The organism is Bradyrhizobium sp. 142 (assembly GCF_023074015.1).
Lineage (GTDB): Bacteria > Pseudomonadota > Alphaproteobacteria > Rhizobiales > Xanthobacteraceae > Bradyrhizobium.
Genome location: NZ_JADPKQ010000092.1, coordinates 1 through 20,607, shown reverse-complemented (window position 1 = coordinate 20,607; position 20,607 = coordinate 1). Strand labels below are relative to the sequence as shown.

Annotated in this window: 13 protein-coding genes and 4 pseudogenes; 13 read left to right on the top strand and 4 right to left on the bottom strand. The window is 57.7% G+C overall.

Annotated elements, in window-relative coordinates; translation table 11 throughout:
* Positions 1-19: 19 nt before the first annotated feature.
* The 7 genes from IVA82_RS09515 (at position 20) to IVA82_RS09485 (ending at position 11,319) form a co-directional block, all read left to right on the top strand.
* A complete protein-coding gene (locus IVA82_RS09515) occupies positions 20-1,639 on the top strand; it encodes an ABC transporter substrate-binding protein (RefSeq protein WP_247493276.1) in 1,620 nt (539 codons plus the stop codon).
* Positions 1,636-2,601 (top strand): ABC transporter permease, encoded by a 966-nt coding sequence (locus IVA82_RS09510; protein ID WP_247493275.1) that lies wholly within the window; start codon positions 1,636-1,638, stop codon positions 2,599-2,601. The genes IVA82_RS09515 and IVA82_RS09510 overlap by 4 nt, the downstream gene beginning before the upstream one ends.
* Positions 2,598-3,461 (top strand): ABC transporter permease, encoded by an 864-nt coding sequence (locus tag IVA82_RS09505; protein WP_247493274.1) that lies wholly within the window; start codon positions 2,598-2,600, stop codon positions 3,459-3,461. The genes IVA82_RS09510 and IVA82_RS09505 overlap by 4 nt, the downstream gene beginning before the upstream one ends.
* A gap of 1 nt (position 3,462) precedes the next feature.
* Positions 3,463-5,184, top strand: coding sequence for an ABC transporter ATP-binding protein (locus IVA82_RS09500; RefSeq protein WP_247493273.1), 1,722 nt, complete (start codon positions 3,463-3,465; stop codon positions 5,182-5,184).
* A gap of 1,081 nt (positions 5,185-6,265) precedes the next feature.
* A complete protein-coding gene (locus IVA82_RS09495) occupies positions 6,266-7,576 on the top strand; it encodes an MATE family efflux transporter (protein ID WP_346659669.1) in 1,311 nt (436 codons plus the stop codon).
* Positions 7,577-8,710: 1,134 nt separating this feature from the next.
* Positions 8,711-10,198, top strand: coding sequence for a pentapeptide repeat-containing protein (locus tag IVA82_RS09490; protein WP_247493271.1), 1,488 nt, complete (start codon positions 8,711-8,713; stop codon positions 10,196-10,198).
* Between the two features lie 155 nt (positions 10,199-10,353).
* On the top strand, positions 10,354-11,319 hold the full coding sequence (locus IVA82_RS09485; RefSeq protein WP_247493270.1) for a pantoate--beta-alanine ligase: 966 nt from the start codon (positions 10,354-10,356) through the stop codon (positions 11,317-11,319).
* Positions 11,320-11,793: 474 nt separating this feature from the next.
* Here IVA82_RS09485 and IVA82_RS09480 read toward each other — a convergent pair.
* Positions 11,794-12,497: pseudogene (locus IVA82_RS09480) on the bottom strand (IS3 family transposase); the annotation flags it as partial.
* 267 nt (positions 12,498-12,764) lie between these two features.
* Here IVA82_RS09480 and IVA82_RS09475 point away from each other — a divergent pair.
* From IVA82_RS09475 to IVA82_RS09460, 4 genes and pseudogenes are all read left to right on the top strand, one after another.
* A complete protein-coding gene (locus tag IVA82_RS09475) occupies positions 12,765-13,193 on the top strand; it encodes a hypothetical protein (RefSeq protein ID WP_247493269.1) in 429 nt (142 codons plus the stop codon).
* 1,238 nt (positions 13,194-14,431) lie between these two features.
* Positions 14,432-15,316, top strand: a complete 885-nt coding sequence (locus tag IVA82_RS09470; protein ID WP_247493268.1) for a TauD/TfdA family dioxygenase — start codon at positions 14,432-14,434, stop codon at positions 15,314-15,316.
* Between the two features lie 199 nt (positions 15,317-15,515).
* Positions 15,516-15,710, top strand: a pseudogene (locus tag IVA82_RS09465) (hypothetical protein); the annotation flags it as partial.
* A 1,386-nt stretch (positions 15,711-17,096) separates the two neighbouring features.
* Complete coding sequence (locus IVA82_RS09460; protein WP_249815189.1) at positions 17,097-17,300, top strand: SDR family oxidoreductase; 204 nt, start codon at positions 17,097-17,099, stop codon at positions 17,298-17,300.
* On the opposite strand, the gene IVA82_RS09455 is transcribed toward IVA82_RS09460, so the two are convergent.
* Positions 17,297-18,061 (bottom strand): hypothetical protein, encoded by a 765-nt coding sequence (locus IVA82_RS09455; RefSeq protein WP_247493266.1) that lies wholly within the window; start codon positions 18,059-18,061, stop codon positions 17,297-17,299. The genes IVA82_RS09460 and IVA82_RS09455 overlap by 4 nt on opposite strands.
* Complete coding sequence (locus IVA82_RS09450; protein WP_247493265.1) at positions 18,051-18,629, bottom strand: hypothetical protein; 579 nt, start codon at positions 18,627-18,629, stop codon at positions 18,051-18,053. Before IVA82_RS09450 ends, IVA82_RS09455 begins: the two co-directional genes overlap by 11 nt.
* 234 nt (positions 18,630-18,863) lie before the next feature.
* Between IVA82_RS09450 and IVA82_RS09445 the strand changes: the two are divergent.
* Positions 18,864-19,351 (top strand): annotated as a pseudogene (locus IVA82_RS09445) (transposase); the annotation flags it as partial.
* A 227-nt stretch (positions 19,352-19,578) separates the two neighbouring features.
* Here the strand turns inward: IVA82_RS09445 and IVA82_RS09440 are convergent.
* Positions 19,579-20,106, bottom strand: a complete 528-nt coding sequence (locus tag IVA82_RS09440; protein ID WP_247493264.1) for an FAD-binding oxidoreductase — start codon at positions 20,104-20,106, stop codon at positions 19,579-19,581.
* 352 nt (positions 20,107-20,458) lie between these two features.
* Between IVA82_RS09440 and IVA82_RS09435 the strand changes: the two are divergent.
* Positions 20,459-20,607: pseudogene (locus tag IVA82_RS09435) on the top strand (IS5/IS1182 family transposase); the annotation flags it as partial.

Genomic DNA, 20,607 nt, shown 5'->3' with positions numbered 1-20,607 from the left:
AAGGCAAAAGGCGACGGCTATGCTGTTCGCGCTCTCAAGCCTGTCGCAGATCGCGATTATGGCGAGCGGCTGTGCCCAGGACGCTTCAGACGGCAGCTTAAAGCGAGGAGGTGTTATCCGTTATGGGCATTTCCAAGAGCCGCCATGCCTGTTCGGAGGATGGGTGCAGCAATGGTACCTTCAACGGCAGTATAGCGACAATCTGGTCGCTCGGAGTGAAAATGGAAAGATTGTGCCCTGGCTGGCTACGTCGTGGACAATCTCCGACGATAAGAAAGTATACACGTTTGAGATCAAGCCAGATGTGAAGTTTACCGACGGGACGCCCCTCGATGCACGAGCCGTTGCCGAGAACATCAACGGATGGCTCGGCAATGATCCGGATCGTCGCAACCCTACTGCCGCTCCTTACCTTGAAGACAGCTTTGAATCGGCGACAGCAATTGCGCCGCTCACGTTGCGGATAACGCTGAAGACACCGTTTCAGCCGTTGCTCAACGTTCTCGCACAGTCCTCCCAAGGCATTTTGTCGCCAACTGCGCTCAAGCGCGGACTTGCTGTGAACTGCAACAGCCCGGTGGGATCAGGTCCGTTCATCGTTGAGAAGTGGAATCACGGGCAAAACGTTGTGTTCCGCCGCAACCCCCATTACAATTCGGCGCCAGGTAACGCGAAGCACGAGGGGCCGGCTTACGTTGATGGCATCGACTGGCGGTTTCTTTCGGATCAGACGGTTCGTTATGGCTCGCTGCTTACGGGCGAATCTGACGTCGTCTATGATATTCCGGCGGTTGCCTGGAAGGACGCCAATTCCCGCTTCACCGTCTTGCGGCATATTACGGGCGGCACCCCTTTACGCTTGGCGTTGTATACGGCACGGCCGCCGTTTGACGATGTGCTCGTCCGGCAGGCTTTTGCACACTCTGCTGACCGAAGAGCCGCTGTTGAATTGTCCTTCCTGGGCGCTTTGCCATTCGAGGCCAATGGTGCGCTGAGTCAGAGTTCGCCGGAATATATCAGCGGGCTCGGGCGGTCCTATGCGTATGATGTTGGAAAGGCCAATCAACTCCTGGATCAGGCGGGTTGGACTGAGCACAATAATGCCGGCATTCGCCTTAAGAATGGCAAGCCCCTCGTCGTGCGTATCTCCTATTCAAGTGCGTTTCTGAAGCCCGATGGCGAGCAGGCATTGCAGGTCATCCAGCAGCAGGCAAAAGCTGCCGGATTCGACGTGCGGCTTCAGCCGACAAACCAGGCGGATTTCTTTGCCGGGAAGAATCTTGGACCGAACGACTACGAGGTTGTGCTCCTCTATTGGGTTGCACCCGGCGCAGAGGTCTTCCGCATTTCTTGGAAGCCTTACAAGAACGGCGAGCGTAATCGGTTCAATCCGTCACGCTACCAGGATGAGGCGCTATGGGATGTCATCCGGAAAGCAGAACAGGAATTCAACGATGGCGGGCGGACTGCTCTCTATCAGCAGGCGGAACGCAAAATAGTAGAGAAAGCCGCCGTACTTGGCTTCACAGTGCTGGATGTCACCTTGGCGACCAGCCCAAAGTTGAAAGATGTCTGGCTGGACCGTGGGTCGGTCGGTGAACCGGTCTTTTATGATGCTCATTTCTCCGACAAGAAATGATGCCCGTCAGTATCGCAGCTCATAAGTGGATAGGCTGGCTCGCGGGCCGGCTCGTGTCCGCTGCGTCCGTCGTGTGGCTTGCTGCGACTTTCACGTTCCTTGTTCAGTGCCTGCTGCCCGGCGATCGCGCCCAGATCATCATCAACATGACGAGCGGCAACGTTGGACAGGCCCCTGCCGGAGAGATTGCGGCGGTCAACGCAAAATACGGCTTTGATCAGCCAATTGTTCTTCAATACGCGAAATACATCTGGGGTATCCTGCACGGAGATCTTGGCCAGTCTTACCAGCAGCATCGGCCCGTCGTTGATATCATCGCAGAACAGGTTGGCCCTACAATTATTCTGGCGCTTGCGGCGCTGATTGCGGCATGGGTCATCGCCATCCTGACAACGATCCTCATCGCCGGCAGAGACAACATGTGGTCGACATTGCTCAGCGGAATGCAGGTGTTCTTGGCAACTGTGCCGCCCTACTGGCTGGCTACAATTCTGCTCGTTGTCTTTGCGGTACAGCTTCGCATTTTCCCGGTCATCGGAGGGAATTCCCCGATCGGTCTCGTTCTTCCAACGACTGCGTTGGCGCTGGAATTGTCGGGAGTTTTGGGACAAATCGTTCGCAGCGAATTCACGCGTGTCCTCGAACAGCCATTTGTCATGTCCTCTCGGGCGCGAGGTATGGGTGAGCTCGGCGTCAGGCTTCGCCATGTCCTGCGTCATGCAGCGTTGCCCGGTATTACTTTGTCAGGTTGGGCTATCGGAAAGCTTCTTTCCGGTGCGATCCTAATTGAGGCGGTTTTTGCGCGTCAAGGCCTTGGCGGAGTCCTTGTCGCTGCGACGTCCTCTCGGGACGTTCCAGTCGTCTCGGGGGCTATTTTGATCTCCGCCGGCCTGTTCGCCATCACCAGTATGGTCGTCGATCTCACCTACCGGATCGTCGATCCAAGGATCAAAACGACATGAGCAGGGTCGGCGACTTGAGCATGTCTTCGCAGCTAGGAGAGGCACCGCAGATCGTTCGTCATGCTCCCCTACGAGTTTACGTCGCTCTGATCATCATTGGATTCTTTGTAGTCGCAGCAACCGCGCCGGGTCTGCTGCAGACGCACGACCCGCTCGCTATTGATTTGACGGCACCATTGCAAGCTCCCTCGTTAGCGCACTGGTTCGGAACGGACCAATCGGGCAGGGACCTCTATTCCAGAATTGTCGAGGGAGCAGGACAGTCTCTCACGATCGGCTTTGGCGCAACCGCGCTGAGCATCGTTGTTGCGCTGGTTTTCGGCCTAGTCGCTGGACTTTTGGGCGGCGCGCTTGACAATGTTCTCAGCCGGCTGTTGGACGTGCTGTTCGCACTTCCCACGCTTTTCCTCGCGCTTCTGTTCGTGAGCGTATTCGAGCCGTCAGTGCTGACCGAGGTCATAGCGGTCGGAATCGGCACAGCACCAGGCTATGCTCGCATGATCAGAGGCCAGGTTCTCTCGATAAAAGGGGCGGCCTATGTGGAGGCTGCCAAGGCACTCGGTCATGCTTATTCGCGTATCCTGTGGAGGCATATCATTCCCAACGCGATGAGCCCGCTCACTGCGATGATGACGCTTGGTGTCGGGCAAGCCATCATCTGGGCCGCAGCTCTTGCGTTTCTCGGTCTCGGCGTTGCTCCCCCGGCGCCCGAGTGGGGCGCGCTGCTGAATGCTGGGCGCAACTATGTGATCTATGCATGGTGGCTTGAAATCATGCCTGGCGTTGCCGTTGTGCTTTTTGCTCTCAGCCTGACCGTCCTCGGACGCTATTTCCAGGATCGGTTAGAAGGAAAGATCTGAAATGCTCCACGTTCCTCCTCGGCAGGTCCCCCCGCAGGCGGATCTCCTTACTGTCGATAGGCTCTGTGTTTCATTCGGGCGGGATCTTCCTGAGGGAACGGCCGTGCGCGGTGTCTCTTTCTCTCTCCAGGCTGGCCGCTGCCTGGCAATCATCGGCGGGTCCGGCTCCGGCAAGAGCGTGGCCTCGCGCGCCATTGTCGGTCTTGCTGGCCGCCGAGCTCATGTCCATGCGCGTCAACTGAACTTCGCGGGCACCGATCTCATGAATCTTGATGACCGCAGCTGGCGGCGCGTCCGTGGCAAGGAGATCGGCTTCGTTCTGCAGGATGCGCTCGTGGCGCTCGACCCGCTCCGCCCTGTGGGCAAGGAAATCGGCGAAGCATTGCTTCTCCATCATGCAGTTGCTTCAGGAGAGGAACTCAAAAGGCGTGTCGTCGCACTCCTTGAGCTCGTCGGGGTGCCTGAAGCCGAGGTGAAGGCCCGGCAACTGCCGCATCAACTATCCGGTGGCCAGCGTCAACGCGCGCTCATCGCTGCCGCGCTGGCGCTAGATCCGCGTATCCTGATCGCCGACGAGCCGACCACGGCTCTCGACGTCACCGTGCAGGCACAGGTGCTGGGACTGCTGGAAGAGACCAAGGTTCGGGGCAAGGCGCTCATCTTGATCAGCCATGATCTGGCGGTGGTCTCCCGGATAGCTGACGAGGTCTTAGTCATGCATGAAGGCGAGGTCGTCGAGCGCGGATCGGCAGACCAGGTTTTCCAGGACCCGCAGCACGCCTATACGCGCCAGCTTCTGGATGCCGTGCCCTCTGCTCGCCCGCGAGGCTCTCGTCTGTCACTATTGCCCGCTGCACGGCCGCCGCAGCCGCAGTCACGCTCCCTGGAGCAATTACCAGCGCGATTACCCTCGACGTTCCCTTCCATCGTGCTCAGCGCGGCAAATCTTGTGAAGCGGTTCAAAGGACCAGACGGCGTACTGCGGACGGTCGTCGACGATGTCTCCTTTGAGCTGCGATCTGGCGAGACTCTGGGCGTCGTCGGCGAGTCCGGATCTGGCAAGTCGACGATGGCACGAATGGCGCTGGCGCTCGACCTGCCCGATGATGGGGCCGTTCTGTTTCAAGGTCAGGCCTGGACCACGCTCGCCGAACGCGAGCGCAGAGCGCGGCGCCGGGCTATCTCCGTCATTTACCAGGATCCCCTCAGTTCCTTTGATCCTCGCTGGACTGTGGGACGCATCATATCCGATAGCCTCACCAGTGACTTGTTGACCAGAGGCGAGCGCGATCAGCGCGTTGTCCAGCTCCTTGACCTGGTCGGACTATCACGAGCCTTCCTGGATCGCCGACCGCTCGAACTCTCGGGCGGTCAGCGCCAGCGCGTTGCGATCGCCCGCGCGATCGCTCCGAGGCCCGCCGTGATCGTCTGCGATGAACCGGTCTCAGCGCTCGACGTCTTAATCCAGGCACAGGTGCTGGACCTGCTGGCCGATCTGAAGGCGCATCTTAACGTGAGCTACATCTTCATTTCGCATGATCTCGGTGTGGTCCGCCATCTCAGCGATCGCGTCATGGTCATGCGGCAAGGGCGCGTCGTTGAGACCGGCACCAGGGACGAGATATTCCTCAATCCGCGTACCGACTACACCAAGGGCTTGATCGCCGCAGTTCCAAGTCTTGCGCGCGGCGGGGCGGCCAATCGTTCAGTCAGCCGCCTCTAAGAAGACGCCACGGGCCACGGCCTTTGTCGATTGAAAACGCGTAGAAGCCACATCCTCGTCAGCAAGCGAGGCCTTTGTCATTGCGTCCAGCGTTTACTGCCATTCGAGTCGAGAGTTCAGTCTAACCAATTTGCGGCGCTGGTGAGCTCGGAGGGGGTTGTCATATCGGCGTCCGTCTATTGGGATTCCTGCGGTGCAGAAATTGCGGGATGTCTGCGGGCTGGCTCGTCTTTGATGCGAAGGTTCCCCGCTGACCATGTCTTCGGGCCCGCCGGCGTGCTGCGGCTCCGCCGCGTGCATCTGGGGCCGCTGCCGCGTGCCATGTGATGAAACCAGTCGGAAAGCCGGATGCCGGAAATCGGCACGTCCGGCGACTGTGGGATTTGCGACATGTTGTCGGAGGAGGACACGCCCGCTAAAGCAAATAGCCATTACAAATCAAGCTATCGCAGTTGGCACGAGCCTTGAAAAGGAGCTGTCATCCAGCATGGCATGCTCAAGGAACGTAGTGATGGCTCATAAGATCATAGCCTCTCAGTTCACGTATGCGTCGCGTGCGATTGCGACTCCCGAACGCCACTGTCCGACTCAGTGCGCGCTCGCGCACGCTTTCGCCAAGGTGATCGACCAAGCCTCGATTGCGGTCCACGCCCGCACCTATCGCGGTGCCGATGACCGACCATTCTGCCAGCCACCTGCCGCGTCTTCTTTGCGCTTAAAATGCGCCAAAAAGTCGATGCGCTGGCGGAGGCGCTGATCAAGCCGCGCATCAGCGGGCGAGCAGTCGCCAAACCACAGGCTTAACGGTAAGCCCAGGCCGATGCGCGCCTCCTCTGTGAGGCGAAGCCGCCCAGGCGGACTGATTCCGCATCGGCAGGCCATCGCGACTTCAGGGCGAAAAGAGCATCATCTCGGCGGAACAAGAGTCGTTTGCGGCCGGGGCAAACCGAGTAGCTAGATTTCCATGGACAAAATAATCGAAGCAAAACCAGTATCAGTTTTGCGGCAGGGGGGCACGAGACGGGCGGCTGGCCAACACCTCACGATCGAGCTCAGCGAAACCGTGAAGCTCGCGTGGCCGATGGTGTTGACCCAGCTTGCGCAGGTCGCGATGATGACAACGGATCTTGCCTTTATCGGCCACATCGGGCCTCAGGCACTCGCCGCGGCCGCCCTGGCGGTCACGCTCTATCTCGTCAGCTTCACCTTTGGCGCGGGCCTGCTCGCGCCGATCGCACCGTTGGCCGCGCAGGCCTATGGGGCGGGGAATCTTGCTATGGTACAGCGCGCACTGCGCACGGGGCTATGGGCGGCGCTGTTACTATCGTTCCCGATCATAGCGTTTGCGTTTTGCGGAGAGCAAATACTGCTCGCTTTCGGTCAGGCCCCAGACGCGGCGCGGCTCGCCCAGCAATATCTGTTCGGACTGGTCTTTGGCGTGGTGCCGGCGCTATGGCTGCAGGCCATCCGTAATTTCATGGGCGCGGTCAACCGGCCGGAGCCGATCTTGTGGATCACGCTGGCGGCAATCCCCCTCAACGCCGTGCTCGTGTATCTGCTGGTCTATGGCAAGTTCGGGCTGCCGCGGCTTGAGCTGTTCGGGGCGGCGCTTGCGAGCACGCTGGTGAACTGTGCGATGTTCCTGGCCGGTTTGTGGTTTGCCACAATGCGTCGTCCTTTCCGTGACTACCACGTGCTTGCAGATCTCTGGCAATTCGATTGGCCCTTCTTGCGCCAGCTGATCGTGATCGGGACTCCGATCTCAATCGCCTCCCTGATGCAGTACGGAGTTTTGTCGGCTGCCGCGCTCCTGGCGGGCCTGATCAGCACCAGTGCACTCGCTGCTCATCAGATTGCGCTTCAGATCACCGTGATTACATCCATGATCGCTTTCGGCATCAGCATGGCGGCGGCCGTGCGCGTTGGCCATGCAGTCGGCCGCAACGACGGTCCCGGCATCAAGCGGGCAGGCCTGGTCGCGATGCTGCTCGGTACCGTAATCGCTGCTTTGCTGACAGTTGCGGTGATCGTCGCGCGTTTTGAGATCGCCGAGCTGTTTTTAGACAAATCGGTCGGAGATGCCGACGCAACGATCGGACTGACTGCAGAGCTCCTTATGGTCGCCGCGAGCCTTTTTGTCACTGATGCCGCGCCGAGCATTGCGGCGGGCGGTCTGCGCGGCCTGAAGGACACTCGGGTGCCGCTTCTGTTCGTCGGCATTGCCTATTGGCTGATCGGCTTCTCACTTGGCTACGTGCTTGGTTTGAAGATCGGGCTTGGTGCGACTGGCATTTGGATTGGCTTGTCAATCGGGACGACCATCTATGCGGGGCTCCTCGTCCTGCGTTTCCAACTGCTGGCGAGCAGGCGTGCTCTCAGAGCCGTCACTTGATTGCGTAATGACGGTTCTTGGCGAGCGGGAATCCAGGAATGCGAGGCGACTTCACGGGTCCCTCCGCCTTCAAAGAGGCAAGGCGTCCGATTGGAAACAAGATGACAGACCGCGCAGTCACCAGCAGTTGCGTGCCTTTTGCAAAGGCACATCAAAACCAATTTGCCGGCCCAGTTTGACATCCATCTCGTCGTTGCCGACCGCGCCACCACAAGCATCCAAGGAGCTGGCTCGCCCGAAGTCCGCGCTGGCACATTCTCTTCTGCCCTATCCTTCCTGCCTCGACCAGGTCGAGCGCTTCTTCAGGCTCATCACCCGTCACGCCCATCCGGCACCGCCGACCTCAAAAAAATGCGACGGCCTACCGGCGCCTGCAATGCAATTGCACGCCCCTGCATGTGAACTCCTGACCCGAACTCCGCCCCGGAACCTCGTGCGACGTTGTCCGCGAATTTCCGGAACGGAGCTGCGTCGCCGGGACGAAAACTGAGGACGCAGGGGCGGCGAATTGTGGCTCAATACGACATCTGGAGAATGCGCCTACGTGCATTGAAGGCAACCGTCACTCGACGGTCACGGAAAGGGACATCGCACTTGTGGTCGAAGCGATAGAGAACAAGCAGGACCCGCCGTTACGAGCGTTGTGAACCATTGTCCGGTTTGTGACAGGACGCGCTCCTTGTCAGTTGCCAGCCCAGATGGCTTCTGCCGAGCGCCGTTTCTAGACAATGATTCAATGTCTATCAGGATAGATGAGGGATGGCACAGACGTTGCTATTGAAGTGCATCGTGAGGCCGACTGTTAGAATCACGAACTCGGGTTAGCCGAAGTTGCGGCGTTTTTCGCTCGACTGTCGACGGACTGATTAAGTATCCCAAGGGTGAGGTCCTGGGAGATCAACTCCGTCTGCTAACTTGCTCAGGCTTTTCGTGCGTGTCGGTTCGTGATGGCACAATTCAAGAGGCCCGGTCAAGTAAGTTAGATCCTGATGAGGGATGATGCTTAAGTCGCAGAAAGAAATCCCAAGAGGCGCTCGCGGCAAACCTTGGCTACCTGAAACAGACGGGCCATGCAAAAGGCGGCAAACGAGACTAAGAAAGTGCGCTCGTCATCGAGAATGGAAACTGTCGACAATGACGCAAGCCATCGATACCAATAGCCACTTCGGCGTGCATGAGGAGCTAAGTATCCGTGCAGCGACGATAAGCCAGTCCTCGGCAGATGGTGACTTTGTCCGCTACTGGAGCCGAAACAGTGATCGGGCGTCTGCGTTGGCTGCGGTGGAACGGCGAACCGAGGACGCGATCAAGAAGACCGGCATCGGCCTGCGGCTATCTTCCGAGAACTTCACCGGTCACGATCTATCCGGATTTCCGTTGCGGCGATGCATCCTCAATCGTGCGCAACTCCACGGAGCGAAGCTCGATGGGGCCGATCTGTCGGAGGCCAACCTTGTTTGCCCCGGATTAGAGCGCGCAAGCTTCCGCGGAGCCAAGCTCGACTTTGCGTATATGCATGCTATTGCCGCGCAGGTCTGCAATTTCGATGATGCAAGTTTGCGCAATCTCATCGATGCAACCGGTAGCCTATTCCACGGGTGCAGCATGCGAAGGACCCGTTTCGACAACGCAGTCCTAAGTGGCGTCCTCTTCTATCAATGTGACGCGAGCCAGGCTGTCTTTGATGGCGCCGAACTGCAAGGATCGACCATCAATGAATGCTACCTGCCTTGCTCGTCCTTCCATTTTGCCAAGCTAAACCAAGTTACGATGACGAAGGCGCATCTGACCGGCAGCTCGCTCTCGCAGTCAAGGGGCGAGTTTCTATCAATCGTCCGCCCCACTTCGATCGATCAGCTAGTGCTAGAAGACGCTCATCTTCCCTATCTCAGGCTTTCAAAGGCGAGCGGTCGCATTCTGGCCAAAGCGCTGAGCGCCCCCTTTGCGGATTTCAGCCTCTCAAATCTTGCGAAGGCGGACCTCGAGGAGGCAGATCTATCGGAGGCGCGACTTCTGTCGGTAAACCTCGCCAATGCCAACCTCGTCGGCGCGGTGTTGAACGGAGTATCAGTGCGTTCTTGCCAGCTCGATGGAGCTGATCTATCTCGCGCATCAGGGGAAGCCATTTCGATCTTCGAGAGCACGATGCGATCCGCGCAGTTGCGCGGCTTCCGCGCGCGCTGCGCGTTTATACGGGACTGCGATATAGACGATTCAGATTTTTCGCAGGCGTACCTATATCGCTCAATGATTACCGGTGATCCTCCGCAGTCGATGGCTTTGAACCGCGCCAATTTCGAGGGAGCCAACCTTGTTCAGTCATATATTGCGGCAGGAATGACTGGCAGCAACCTGGAAGCAGCCCGTACGGCATACGTTCGAATGAATCAATCCTCGCTCTGCAAGACTAACTTGAGTGGAATGTCACCTTTCCAGGCAAGCTTTGTAAAAACAGACTTCTCGGATGCAATGATAACGACGTTTGAACCGCCGTTCTTTGCAGACAGATGTCCTGGGCTCCAGGCTGCTTTGAAGGACGTGGAAGATCAGAAATCCGAACCTTCAGAGTATCTGGCTGAGTTCTCATCGCTAATGAGGCGCGGTCGAGAAGGATCGACCTGATTGGGCTAAAGGACGCATGACGATCTGGGGCGCCTGTCATCACAGAGAAGGAAAATGGAGAAGCGGGATGCGTTCCCGTTGTGGCCGGACTCCAGGCGCTCATGAGCGCTCATTCGCCACGCGGTCAATGTGGCCGGTAGCGCTCGCCATGCGTCATGTCTGATCGAGCAGCAGGGCTGCTGGGCAATCAACAAGACGGAGTAGGAAACATGCATCTAGCGTCTCTTTCAGCTGGCAAGACCTTCATTGCGGACGTAGCAAGAAGAGGTCAAACTATCGGCACAGTACACACTTTAGGAGCGTTGCATCTCGGCCACGCGGAGTTAATCAGAAGGGCCGCAGCCGAGAACGATGTGGCCATTGTCACAGTCTATCCGAACAAGATTCAGCTTAGCCCAGGTCCTGAGTACGAGTTCAATTTGGAGGATGACATTGCGCTTGCGCTGGGAGCGGGCGCTTCTGCCGTCATTTCAACGACCGACGCGGAGATGTTTCCGCCAGGATATCGCACCTTTGTGTCTCAAGGGGATTATCCGCTGCGTGCGAGCGGGCCTCATGGGCTCCTCAAGGAAGGTATCACCGGATGCATCCGCTGGATTTGTTTTGCGCGACCAACTCGCAGCTATTTCGGTTTAAAGGATATTGGACAGGCTCTTCTCGTAAAGCGAGCGGTCGCGGACCTGCTTCTTGATTGCGAGATACGATTTGTGCCGACAGTACGATACAAGAACGGAGTGCCTATTTCGTCGCGTTTGCGACACTTCAATCATTCTGAGCTGGACGAGCTTTCGTCTCTCTTCATGGCGCTGGACCACTTGAGAAAAGGGGCCGCGCGGGGAGTATCTTGCGCCAAAGACCTGATAGCGTCGGCAAAACCGATGATCAAATTCAAGCGGTTTGAATTGGAATCTCTTCGCATTGTTGGCGCGGACAGCTTTGAAGATCAGAAGCAGATCGAACTTCCCTTTGTAATCAGTGGAGTCGCCCTCGGCCGCGGCCTCAGAGTGCCTGACAATATCTTTGTACCGGATCAAGATACACTTTTGCATGGTCCTGCCGATATATGGATCGATCTGCCCGAAAGGTGGGAGTCTGGCGACCGCGCACAGGCGCGGGCTTGAAGAGATCAGTGGCAGTTCGCGCATTGGTCGCTCAATGGGTAGGCGGCTCGAATCTCATCTTCAACCTGCTGCCTGTCTCTGGCGAGTTGCTCTCGCTCCAGCCGAAGCTCTTCGGCTTTGCGCGACACCTCGGACTTAATTGCCAATTGGTCCTCGAAACGCTTACGAGTCTCCGGGAGGAGAGGAGCCGCAAGCGGCTCTGTGAGCCGAACGATGGTCCCGCCATCCATTGATCCCGTTGAGCGCAGGCCCGGTTGGCGGACTACGTTGACGTTGATCGTGCTGTTCGCGCACACTTACACGGCGACCTCATGACCGAGCAGGTCGTTGACCTATACAGATTGGGGAATTACAGCTTTAGGCAGACTGTCCCCGTTGTAAGTCTCCAGTGAAACAGAGCTGGTCCCCATTGTTTCCGCGTCGATAGATCGACCTCTGCCGGGTTTGGACTGCCATGCGGAATGGCAGCGGGGTAAAGTAGGCTTGATCCGGCGTGCTGCCGCCATGACCCGAATGGGGACGCCTACGTTATGGAAGTTCAGATATCGGCCGATCGAGCTGCGCGCCTGGCTGACGCTGTCAGGTGCACCTCCTCGTATTTGACGGTGCGCCAGAGCCGTTCGACAAACACGTCGTGCCGCCATGCGCCCTTGCCATCCATGCTGATCGCGATGCCGTTGTCGGCGAGCACGCCGGTAGAATCTTGTCCAGTGAACTGATAGCCCTGATCCGTGTTGAAGATGTCCGGCTTGCCGGGACGAGCCAAGGCATACGCCAGCGTTCGACGCAGAAGGCTGTTCCATGGTGATCGACAGTCGCCACGACAGACCGCGACGTGCTGCGCAGTCCAACACCACAGCGAGATAGACGAAGCCAATCGCCATCGGGATGTAGGTGATTTCCATCGCCCAGACTGGTTCGGTCGCGTAATCTTCATGACGCGCAACAGATATTGATGGATCTTGTGACCGGGCTCGGGTCTGGTGGTGCGCGGACGGCTATAGAGCGCCCCTAACCCCATCCGCCGCATCAGCGTCTTCACATGCCGGCGGCCGATCTTGCACCTCTCGTACCCAGCAGGCCTCTCAGCATTCGCGAACCGGCGAGGGAAACTCCGGGTGCAGCCAGCCGAGAGGCCGCATGATCGCGAGATCGGCGTGCGGCACCGGTCGCGGAAGGGATCGGAGAACTCCAACCCGACTTAAACCCGCCGATACATTGTTTCCGAGCTGTCGTTGATCCCTATGGTCGAATTGCTCGAGGTGCTCTCCAGCAGCATTGAACTTCATTCCAGCGAGTACTCGCGTGCCTACCCGGTCGCCTCGGCTTGGAACATGCTGATGGCACTGTGAGGAGCACCCATCCGAACAACAATCGATGGGCTTGAATCGGCCGTAGGGTCAGGTTGTACAACACGACGCCGGGATATCCGCGGAGCATAGGCAATGAAACAGCTCTCCCTCTGTATTGTACTATCTTTTGTTTTCGGGCTGCTTGGGCTGAATGAGATTGCGCTCGCGGACTCGACTCGGCGCTACGGTTGCATCATAGACGGCACCGATCGAGAGCCGACAGGCGATCGGAATGGACGCATCATTCTCAGCCTTCAATACACCTGCCGCGTTGCCGACGGTCTGTTGAAGGACGCGGGAATTACGGGACTGTCGGTCAGCGAGTGGGACAGTGAGAAAGGAAGGTACTTGGCTTCTATCGACGTTTACCGTGCGCTCGACGGAATTGCGGTTGGTCAGGTGTTGGAGGGGACCGGTTCCTCTGTCACGGAGGACAACAGGGCTGTTGGCATCGCAGCTTCCGGTAAGATGGTGTTTAAGTTCGCATCCGGATCGTTGGCGGCTCTCTCGGGAGGACCGTAAAATTCACGACCAAACCCGTCAGTTCTCGTCAATTCGAGATGGAATTCACAGATTGGCCTGAAGCCGCTCAACCGAAATGACTCGCGTCGCGATAACGGTCATCTCGTTTCCGAGGTCGAGTCGAGCTGTGAAGTCGCGATGTTTCCATTCCTGGCTCCCCGACCAAATAGGGTGGTGAAGTGGAGCTCGCACGTCGTGGCGCGCATTGGCGAACGTAAAAAGCACTTTGTGAGATACAATCAAGTCTGAAATAGAACGCCAATGGAAGCCGAGACGGATTAGCTCGCCTTGGTGTGCGTTGCGTGCACGGGTCACTTCGCCGAGGCATTGTCGTCCGCGGCTGGCGGTGCGGGCCGTCTCGGCTTCTCCGAGAAGAGGCTTGTCACGGCGCTCAACGTATCGACATTGTGCGAGCGATGCTCGCCAAGTCGCGACTTAATTCAATCCTCTAGATTGGCAGCGATGTTGATCCAAGCTATTGACACAAGTCCCAGTTCACGTTGAAGCGTTCTCTTGAAACGGAATCCCGCAAAACGAGTGATATAGCCCGTTGTTAAACCGCAGCGGGAATTGATATCGCGATGATATTGATCTCTCGCTTCGGGACTGCGCGCCTGCTCCGTATGTGACAGGCGGATGAAACCGTCGCGCAAATTTACTAAATCCAATGCGACGAAGCAAATGTATTTCTAACGTGTAACTTGCATATTCAAGTCGCAATTACTTATGGTAGAATAGCCCGCGTAGTCGCGCTGATTGATGAGACCGCGAGTTATCCGTTTCGTCCTCATAAGCTCGAATGTACCTGTTGCGGACGTGTGAGGAGTTTGCCTTCCCAAAAATATCTTTAAGCTTGGCTCCCGGACAGAGCGAACATTTCTCATCGGCGAAAAGAATGCTGGTTTCGTTTCATGGACTGGACATCTGTTGACCGTATGATTGCGATGTAAGAGCGAGGTAATCGATCATGTTGCACGTCGATCCCGGCACCGCTGCCCGTCGACTCGTCCTCTGGTCAGAGCCGATGCAAGAGTCGGAGCTGTGCGCGACGGAGCAGGTCACACGATGGTCGTGGTCTGTAGCCCAAGATCCATGGCAGCCTTTTGTGGCGACTGCTGCAGCACATTGCGAGCGAGTAGGGTGCATCACCAGGCCGACTTGGGTGGCTTCTGTAGTCGGTCCCTCGACCGAGTGATCACGCAGCTTTGTTCGCGCATCACGATAGCGAGAGAATGAACATGAGCAACATGACAGATAACATTATCCCGCGAGCGGATATCGTCAAATCCACGGCCCGGCTCGGTGCCGAGATCAAGAACATCAGACTATCAGATGAATTATCAGACGAGATGGTCCGGGCTATTAGCCAGTTACTCCTTGAGCACAAGGTCATCTTCTTCCGTGATCAGGGACATCTCGATGATTTCGAACAGCATCGCTTTGCCCTCAGGCTTGGTTCGCTGGTAACGCCTATAGATATGAAGCCGGATCGTCGCAGCAGCCATGCGGACCAGGTGCACACGGACGTCAGTTTCGGTGATGAATCTCCGAAGATCTCGGTGCTACGCGGCGTCGTGATCCCGCCTGATGACCGTGACACAGCTTGGTCAAGCACTGCCGCCGCGTATCTTGATCTTCCGGAGCCGCTGCGGATGCTGGCCGACAATCTCTGGGCAGTGCACTGCAACACCTATGATTGCACCTTGACCAGGCACTCCGCCGAGATGGATGCAAGGCAATTTGGTGATGTCTTCACCGGAACCATCTGCGAGGACGCGCGTCCGGTTGTTCGCGTCCATCCCGAGACGGGCGAGCGCTTGCTCGTGCTCGGAGAGTCCGTGAGGAACTTCGTCGGCCTGGAAAGATATGCGAGCCAGAAGCTGTTTGACCGCCTTCAATCTTACCTCGCCTCGCCCGAGAATAGCGTAAGATGGAGCTGGAAACCAGGCGACGTTGTAATCTGGGATAACCGCGCGACCCAGCGCTGCGCCATCGGAAAATCCAGTGACCGAGATGGAGTCGAGAGGCGTAGCGCTATCGATGGCGATGTACCGCTCAGTATCGCTGGTCCTCGTAGCGTGGCGCGCTCCAAGCCAAAGCTGCAGACGGCCAAGGCTGCCTAGTGTGGCCACTGATCTGGTCTATCGCCATAGAAGGAAGTGATCTGAATTGAGCGTCATGAAGGCTCTCCTGCGCGCAATGAGGCTGAGTAGCTGATGCGTACGCCTTGGTCTGTTGTTTCCCGACGTAAACGGCAATACCCCACTGAAGCTCGAATGGATTCGCATCAAGGCACACGCATCCAAATTGTTGGTACTCCTCATGTTCGACTCCGAAACCACCGCTCTCTTGCGTGCCGTTCTGAATGAAGTTTGCAGAGAACTCCCGGCTGGTGAGACTGGCACCCGAACGCACGTAGCTTCGAGAATCCTTGAAGCTGCGTCACGAGGAGAGACGTCCATTGAGGTCCTCAAGCAAATCGGCCAGACGGCGTTGACCAGCGCTCCGACCATGTGGCCTCAGAAGGGCTTCCACCTTGTTAATCCGGCAGCCGTGGTCGGGGTGGCGAGCTCACAGGAAACCAACATGGATTGACGGGCCCAATCCATATGGCCACCGCGGGGCTGATCCGCAGCGACGATTGGCCCGAGATCGGGCAATTGGCTGCCTGCGAGCGAGTAGGGGGCTACGGCATCAGATGGCTGAATTGAACCTCTTCTTTGTCGTTCGTTAAGAAGCTATTTCAGCCTCGGTGAATGATAAGTGGCCGCTATGGCTGCGGTCAAGACGACGCATCCAAAAACCCTCAGCCAGGCGAAGATGCTATGAAAAGCTCATCCGCGTCACTGCTCAAGATGGACGCGATATCAACGAGCGCACGGTCTGGATGATATTGGGCTCACCCTCGCTGCTGAGTGCCTTGCGCAAATGTACGATATGAGCATCGACAGTCCGGAGGGGCGACGGCGGTGCCCTTCCAGACGGCCGCGACGAGCTGGTCACGTGAAACGATTTGCCCAGGATAACGAAGCAAATGACACAGCAGCCTGAACTGGGTAGGTGATGTGTGCACGCGCCGGACGCCCGCGACAACCTCTTCGCGTTCTAAGACAAACGACAATATCTGCAAAGCGCAACTCGCCGGCCCATTCGGTGCTTGCCATATCGATCGAATGTCAGTCAGGAGCGCAGGCGCCCTTAGCGGCTTTTGAAGAATTGTAACGGCTTCCGAGGGATATATTATGCGACGCCAACGTTCGCTGTCTGCGCTCAGAATGAGACTCGAGCGCCGGGGTTTGTGACAAGCAGATCAACGGCCTGCTTGGTCGGCTGCTTGTCGGCGAGCATGTCTGTGTCGAGAATAGTAAGACAGGCGTTGTTCTTGCCGGCAAGCACGGCACCGATGCGGACGTCGTCGGTCGCAACGGTCAGATGCCCCTCGTTTTCAAGTATTTATGAAATGAGCGATGCAATCGTCTCGCCGATGATGATCACAATAATCCGTCGCGCAAGCCTTGTTCGTGCTTCGTCTGTCGGCGAGAGAGCTTTCTGCTGGATTTGAAGGTCGCGTATTGGTTCGAGGTTGTTCCCGCGCATTGTTCTATTAGAGGATCGTGGACTGGGTGGATTCGCCCAATCGCAATGAGCGTTAAAGGAAGCACTTCGAGGGATTTGTATCAGCTACCAGAATTGAGAGCCGTGGCCCTGCTTGACTCAAGGCTCTGCCGGGTTCGATAGGAATGTAGGTTTCTGGCCTTGGAGATCCCGTTAGCTGCCCTTAGCGGCAGATACCGTCGAGGGAAGACATGCCAATCAGCTTCGCGAAAAAAAACGAGCTTCTGCGTCGATCGCTTTCGGAAGCCAACCCAGCGCGTGAGCTGACCGAACTCCTGGGCGAGGCCGCTGCGCAACATCCCCTGCGACAAACGGGCCCCAGAAGACGTAGCCGAAGCCGTGTCGTTTCTCGCGAGTCCGCGATCGAGAGTCATAACGGGGCAAACCTTGATCCTCGATGACGGATTGACGGCGCAGGTTCGCACATCTGGTCTTGCCGAGCAGGCCCCATTTACAAATCATGTGATCTCCGCTGCGCGTGCTGCGGTCTAGCCGTTCACGAGCAGTGCGCTGATGGGCGCCTTCAACCACATCCTGATCAGCCGCAAGACGTGCCGATCGACGATGCGTCGCGCCACCGATTTGAGAAGTTCCGAATGCGGGATCGTGTCGAAGTACTTCGATAGATCGGCGTCAACCACGTCGGTGTAGCCCCGGCCCAGCAGCCGGTGCACTTCCTTGACAGGGTCGGTTCCCCTTGTCACACCGCTCGTACCCGCATTGTATTTATCGCAAATCTCAAAGTCCGGCCCGACCGCAGACAAGTGCGGAGCCGCGGCGAGCCATTCCTCGATGATGAGATGTAGGGGTCGAGCATCGGTGGCACATAGCTGCCCGATGAATGCCCTGCGCAAAGCGTCTTGGCGCCTTGCCCGAGAGCTCGGCGATGGTTGGAAAGAGGGTGAGCAGCACCGGCGCGCCACGGCGCTGAAGTGTTGGCAAACAGTCGTGAGATCGTTCGATATGTCCTCGAGAACGAACACTATATTTTCGAGGGGCACGAGCTCCGAGAAGAAGCTCTTCGAAACAGGGTCGTCCTGGCCGGTAGGGCCCTCGAACTTCACCTCGACGAATGGAACGAGGACATCGCGATCATCACGCGCAGCTCTGCCTACACTCATGACCAGCGAACTGAAGATTGATGATATGTAGGTGAGCCGGTCGACTAGGGCGCTTCCGTATAGCATGACGGCATCGGGGTCGCTTTGCGGCGCATCTGGGCTCAAAGCACCAAGATCATCTTCAGTCGACATGTTCGCTCTCCTCGCCGTATGGATGCAGTATCCCCACGGGGAATGAGGCAGGTTTCGGATTGCTCACCGCCTCAATCGCGTAGAAGCCATGACCCTCGGCCTTTTTTGCCTGCACAACCGTGACTGAAAAGCCTTGATATGAGTTTTTCGTCGGAGCCTTCAAATATCCGGGCGCTGAAGGTGTTGGTCCGTGGAGATGGAGCAAATAATCTTCAATTGCGCGACACGCGTTCCGTAGCCCCGCGGAATCATGAGTGTGCACCGAGCCGCGAATCGCCAAGTTGAAGAAATCCCGAGGAACAACCGCCTCTGCTACAACGTGCTGAGGATGAGCGGTTCCGACTCGCGCGAATGTCTCTCTCACCTGCGCGGGTAACCGGTCGCGGTTCTTCGTTTCGCGCTTTTCGCGCCTTTCCAGCTCGAGCAGGCCGCCACGGGTCAGGGCGAAAAGGGCAAATTTGCCTTGGGTTGTTCGTTCGACGAACCGCGCATTAGTCATCAAACGAAGAATCCTGCTGAGCTTGGCATCTCGCAGATGTAGTCTCTTGGCGATCGCCGCCTTCTCCATCTGTCGGGACGGCGTGTCGCGGAGCAATCGAAGTATTGGCACTACGTGCTGACGATGCAGGACCTTGCTTGGACGTGGATCGTGTCCCCGCCAGTGGTGTAGCTCGGTAGAGCAAAGCCGTCCGCACGCGCGCCCTCACACAGCGCTGTAGCGGGCGGACGGCTTTGCGGTGGTCACCGGCGATTCGCCGGTAGGGTCGGGTTGCTGAGACCAACCTGATTCGAGGAACCACCGATGACCCACGAGATGATGAACCGGCGGACGCTCGTGGAGAAGACCCCTGATGCGGATCTGTTGCGCGAGATGATCGGCTTTGCCGCACAGCGTCTGATGGAGCTGGAAGTGGAAAGCCAGACCGGGGCAGCCTATGGCGAGAAGAGCCCCGAACGCCTGGCTCAACGCAACGGCTACCGCGACCGGATCTGGGAGACCCGGGCCGGCGCGGTCGAGCTGCGCATTCCCAAGCTGCGCAAGGGAAGCTACTTCCCGGGTTTCCTGGAGCCGCGCCGGATGGCCGAGAAGGCGCTGACCGCGGTGATCCAGGAAGCCTATGTGCAGGGCATCTCGACCCGCTCGGTCGACGATCTGGTGCAGGCTATGGGGATGAGTGGCATCTCTCCAAGAGCCAGGTGAGCCGGCTCTGCGCCGAGATCGACGACAAAGTGAAGGCCTTCCTCGGCCGTCCAATCGAGGGCGACTGGCCTTATTTGTGGATCGACGCCCCCGGCAGAGGCTCCACTTATCGATGCGGAGATTCTGTTCAGACAATCGGGACCGGCTCACTGCGCCAGCTCTCTCGCTCAATGGTATCCACTTGCTGGTTCAATTTCTTCAGTTGGTTTACAAGAACAGCCAGTGCGATACGGGTATTGGCTGACAGCGGTAGCCGTCGCATCGAGAGCGTCGCGTCAAGACTCATGTTCGCGCGCATTAGATCGAGATGACTCGTTCAAGGGAGGACAGGGCGCAAAGCGCCACTTGCCGCTCTATAGGGGCGGGGAAGATGCGCAAAGCGGCCCGCGTCACCACGCCGAGAATCCCTTCGCTGGCCGATGAAAAGCTGCTTGAGATCGATGCCAGTGTTGTTCTTGATGTATTTGTGCAAGCTCTGTAGCACCGTGCCGTCGGCGGTAACGACTTCGAGGCCGAGGATCAGGTCGCGCATCATGCCGTACCGGATCACGCGATTGCCGCCGGCATTGGTTGAGATGTTGCCGCCGATCGTGCAGCTACCGCGCGCCCCGAGATCGAGTGGAAACATGTAGCCTTCCTGCCCGACCCGTTCCTGTACCTTCTGCAGGGGCGCGCCAGCCTGCACCGCTGCTGCGCCTGAGGAGGTGTCCACCTCCTCGACTGCATTCATAAGTTCCATCGACAGCACAATTTCATTCGGATTCGGCAGAGCGCCCCGCACCAATCCGGTCATGCCGCCCTGCGTCGTTAGAGGCACTTTCTTACTGTGACAGAGCCGGAGCAAGGCGGAGATATCCTCCGTCGTCCTTGGACGGACGACCGCTCGCGGCTTCGCGACCGATTTACCAGCCAAACGTGGTAATAGTGAGAGTCAATGTCCGTGCCAGTTAGCACCGAACTTTTGCGGAGCGCCTTGCACAGTTGGTCGATGAAACTGTCGGTCATGTCCCTCACTCGAGTTAAAAATCATGGCATGTCCCGATTAGAACGCTACAGCGCTCTCCTTGACGTGCAGGGGAGGTTTCTCAGCAACCTTCTCGAGTTCTTTGAGAGCCACAAATCGCGTCCGCGCATCATTGTACCGATCTAGGGTCTGTACCTAAATAGCGCCACATGATTCCCTTGCCCGCGAGTTTTTGATTCGGGAGCGAGAGAATGCGTGCGGGTTTGTTTTGGCTGAATAACAGGCAATGGGCACGTATCGAGCCGCATCTGCCGACGGGACTGACGGGGCCGGATCGGGACGACGACCGGCGCATCATCAGCGGGATCATTCACATGCTGC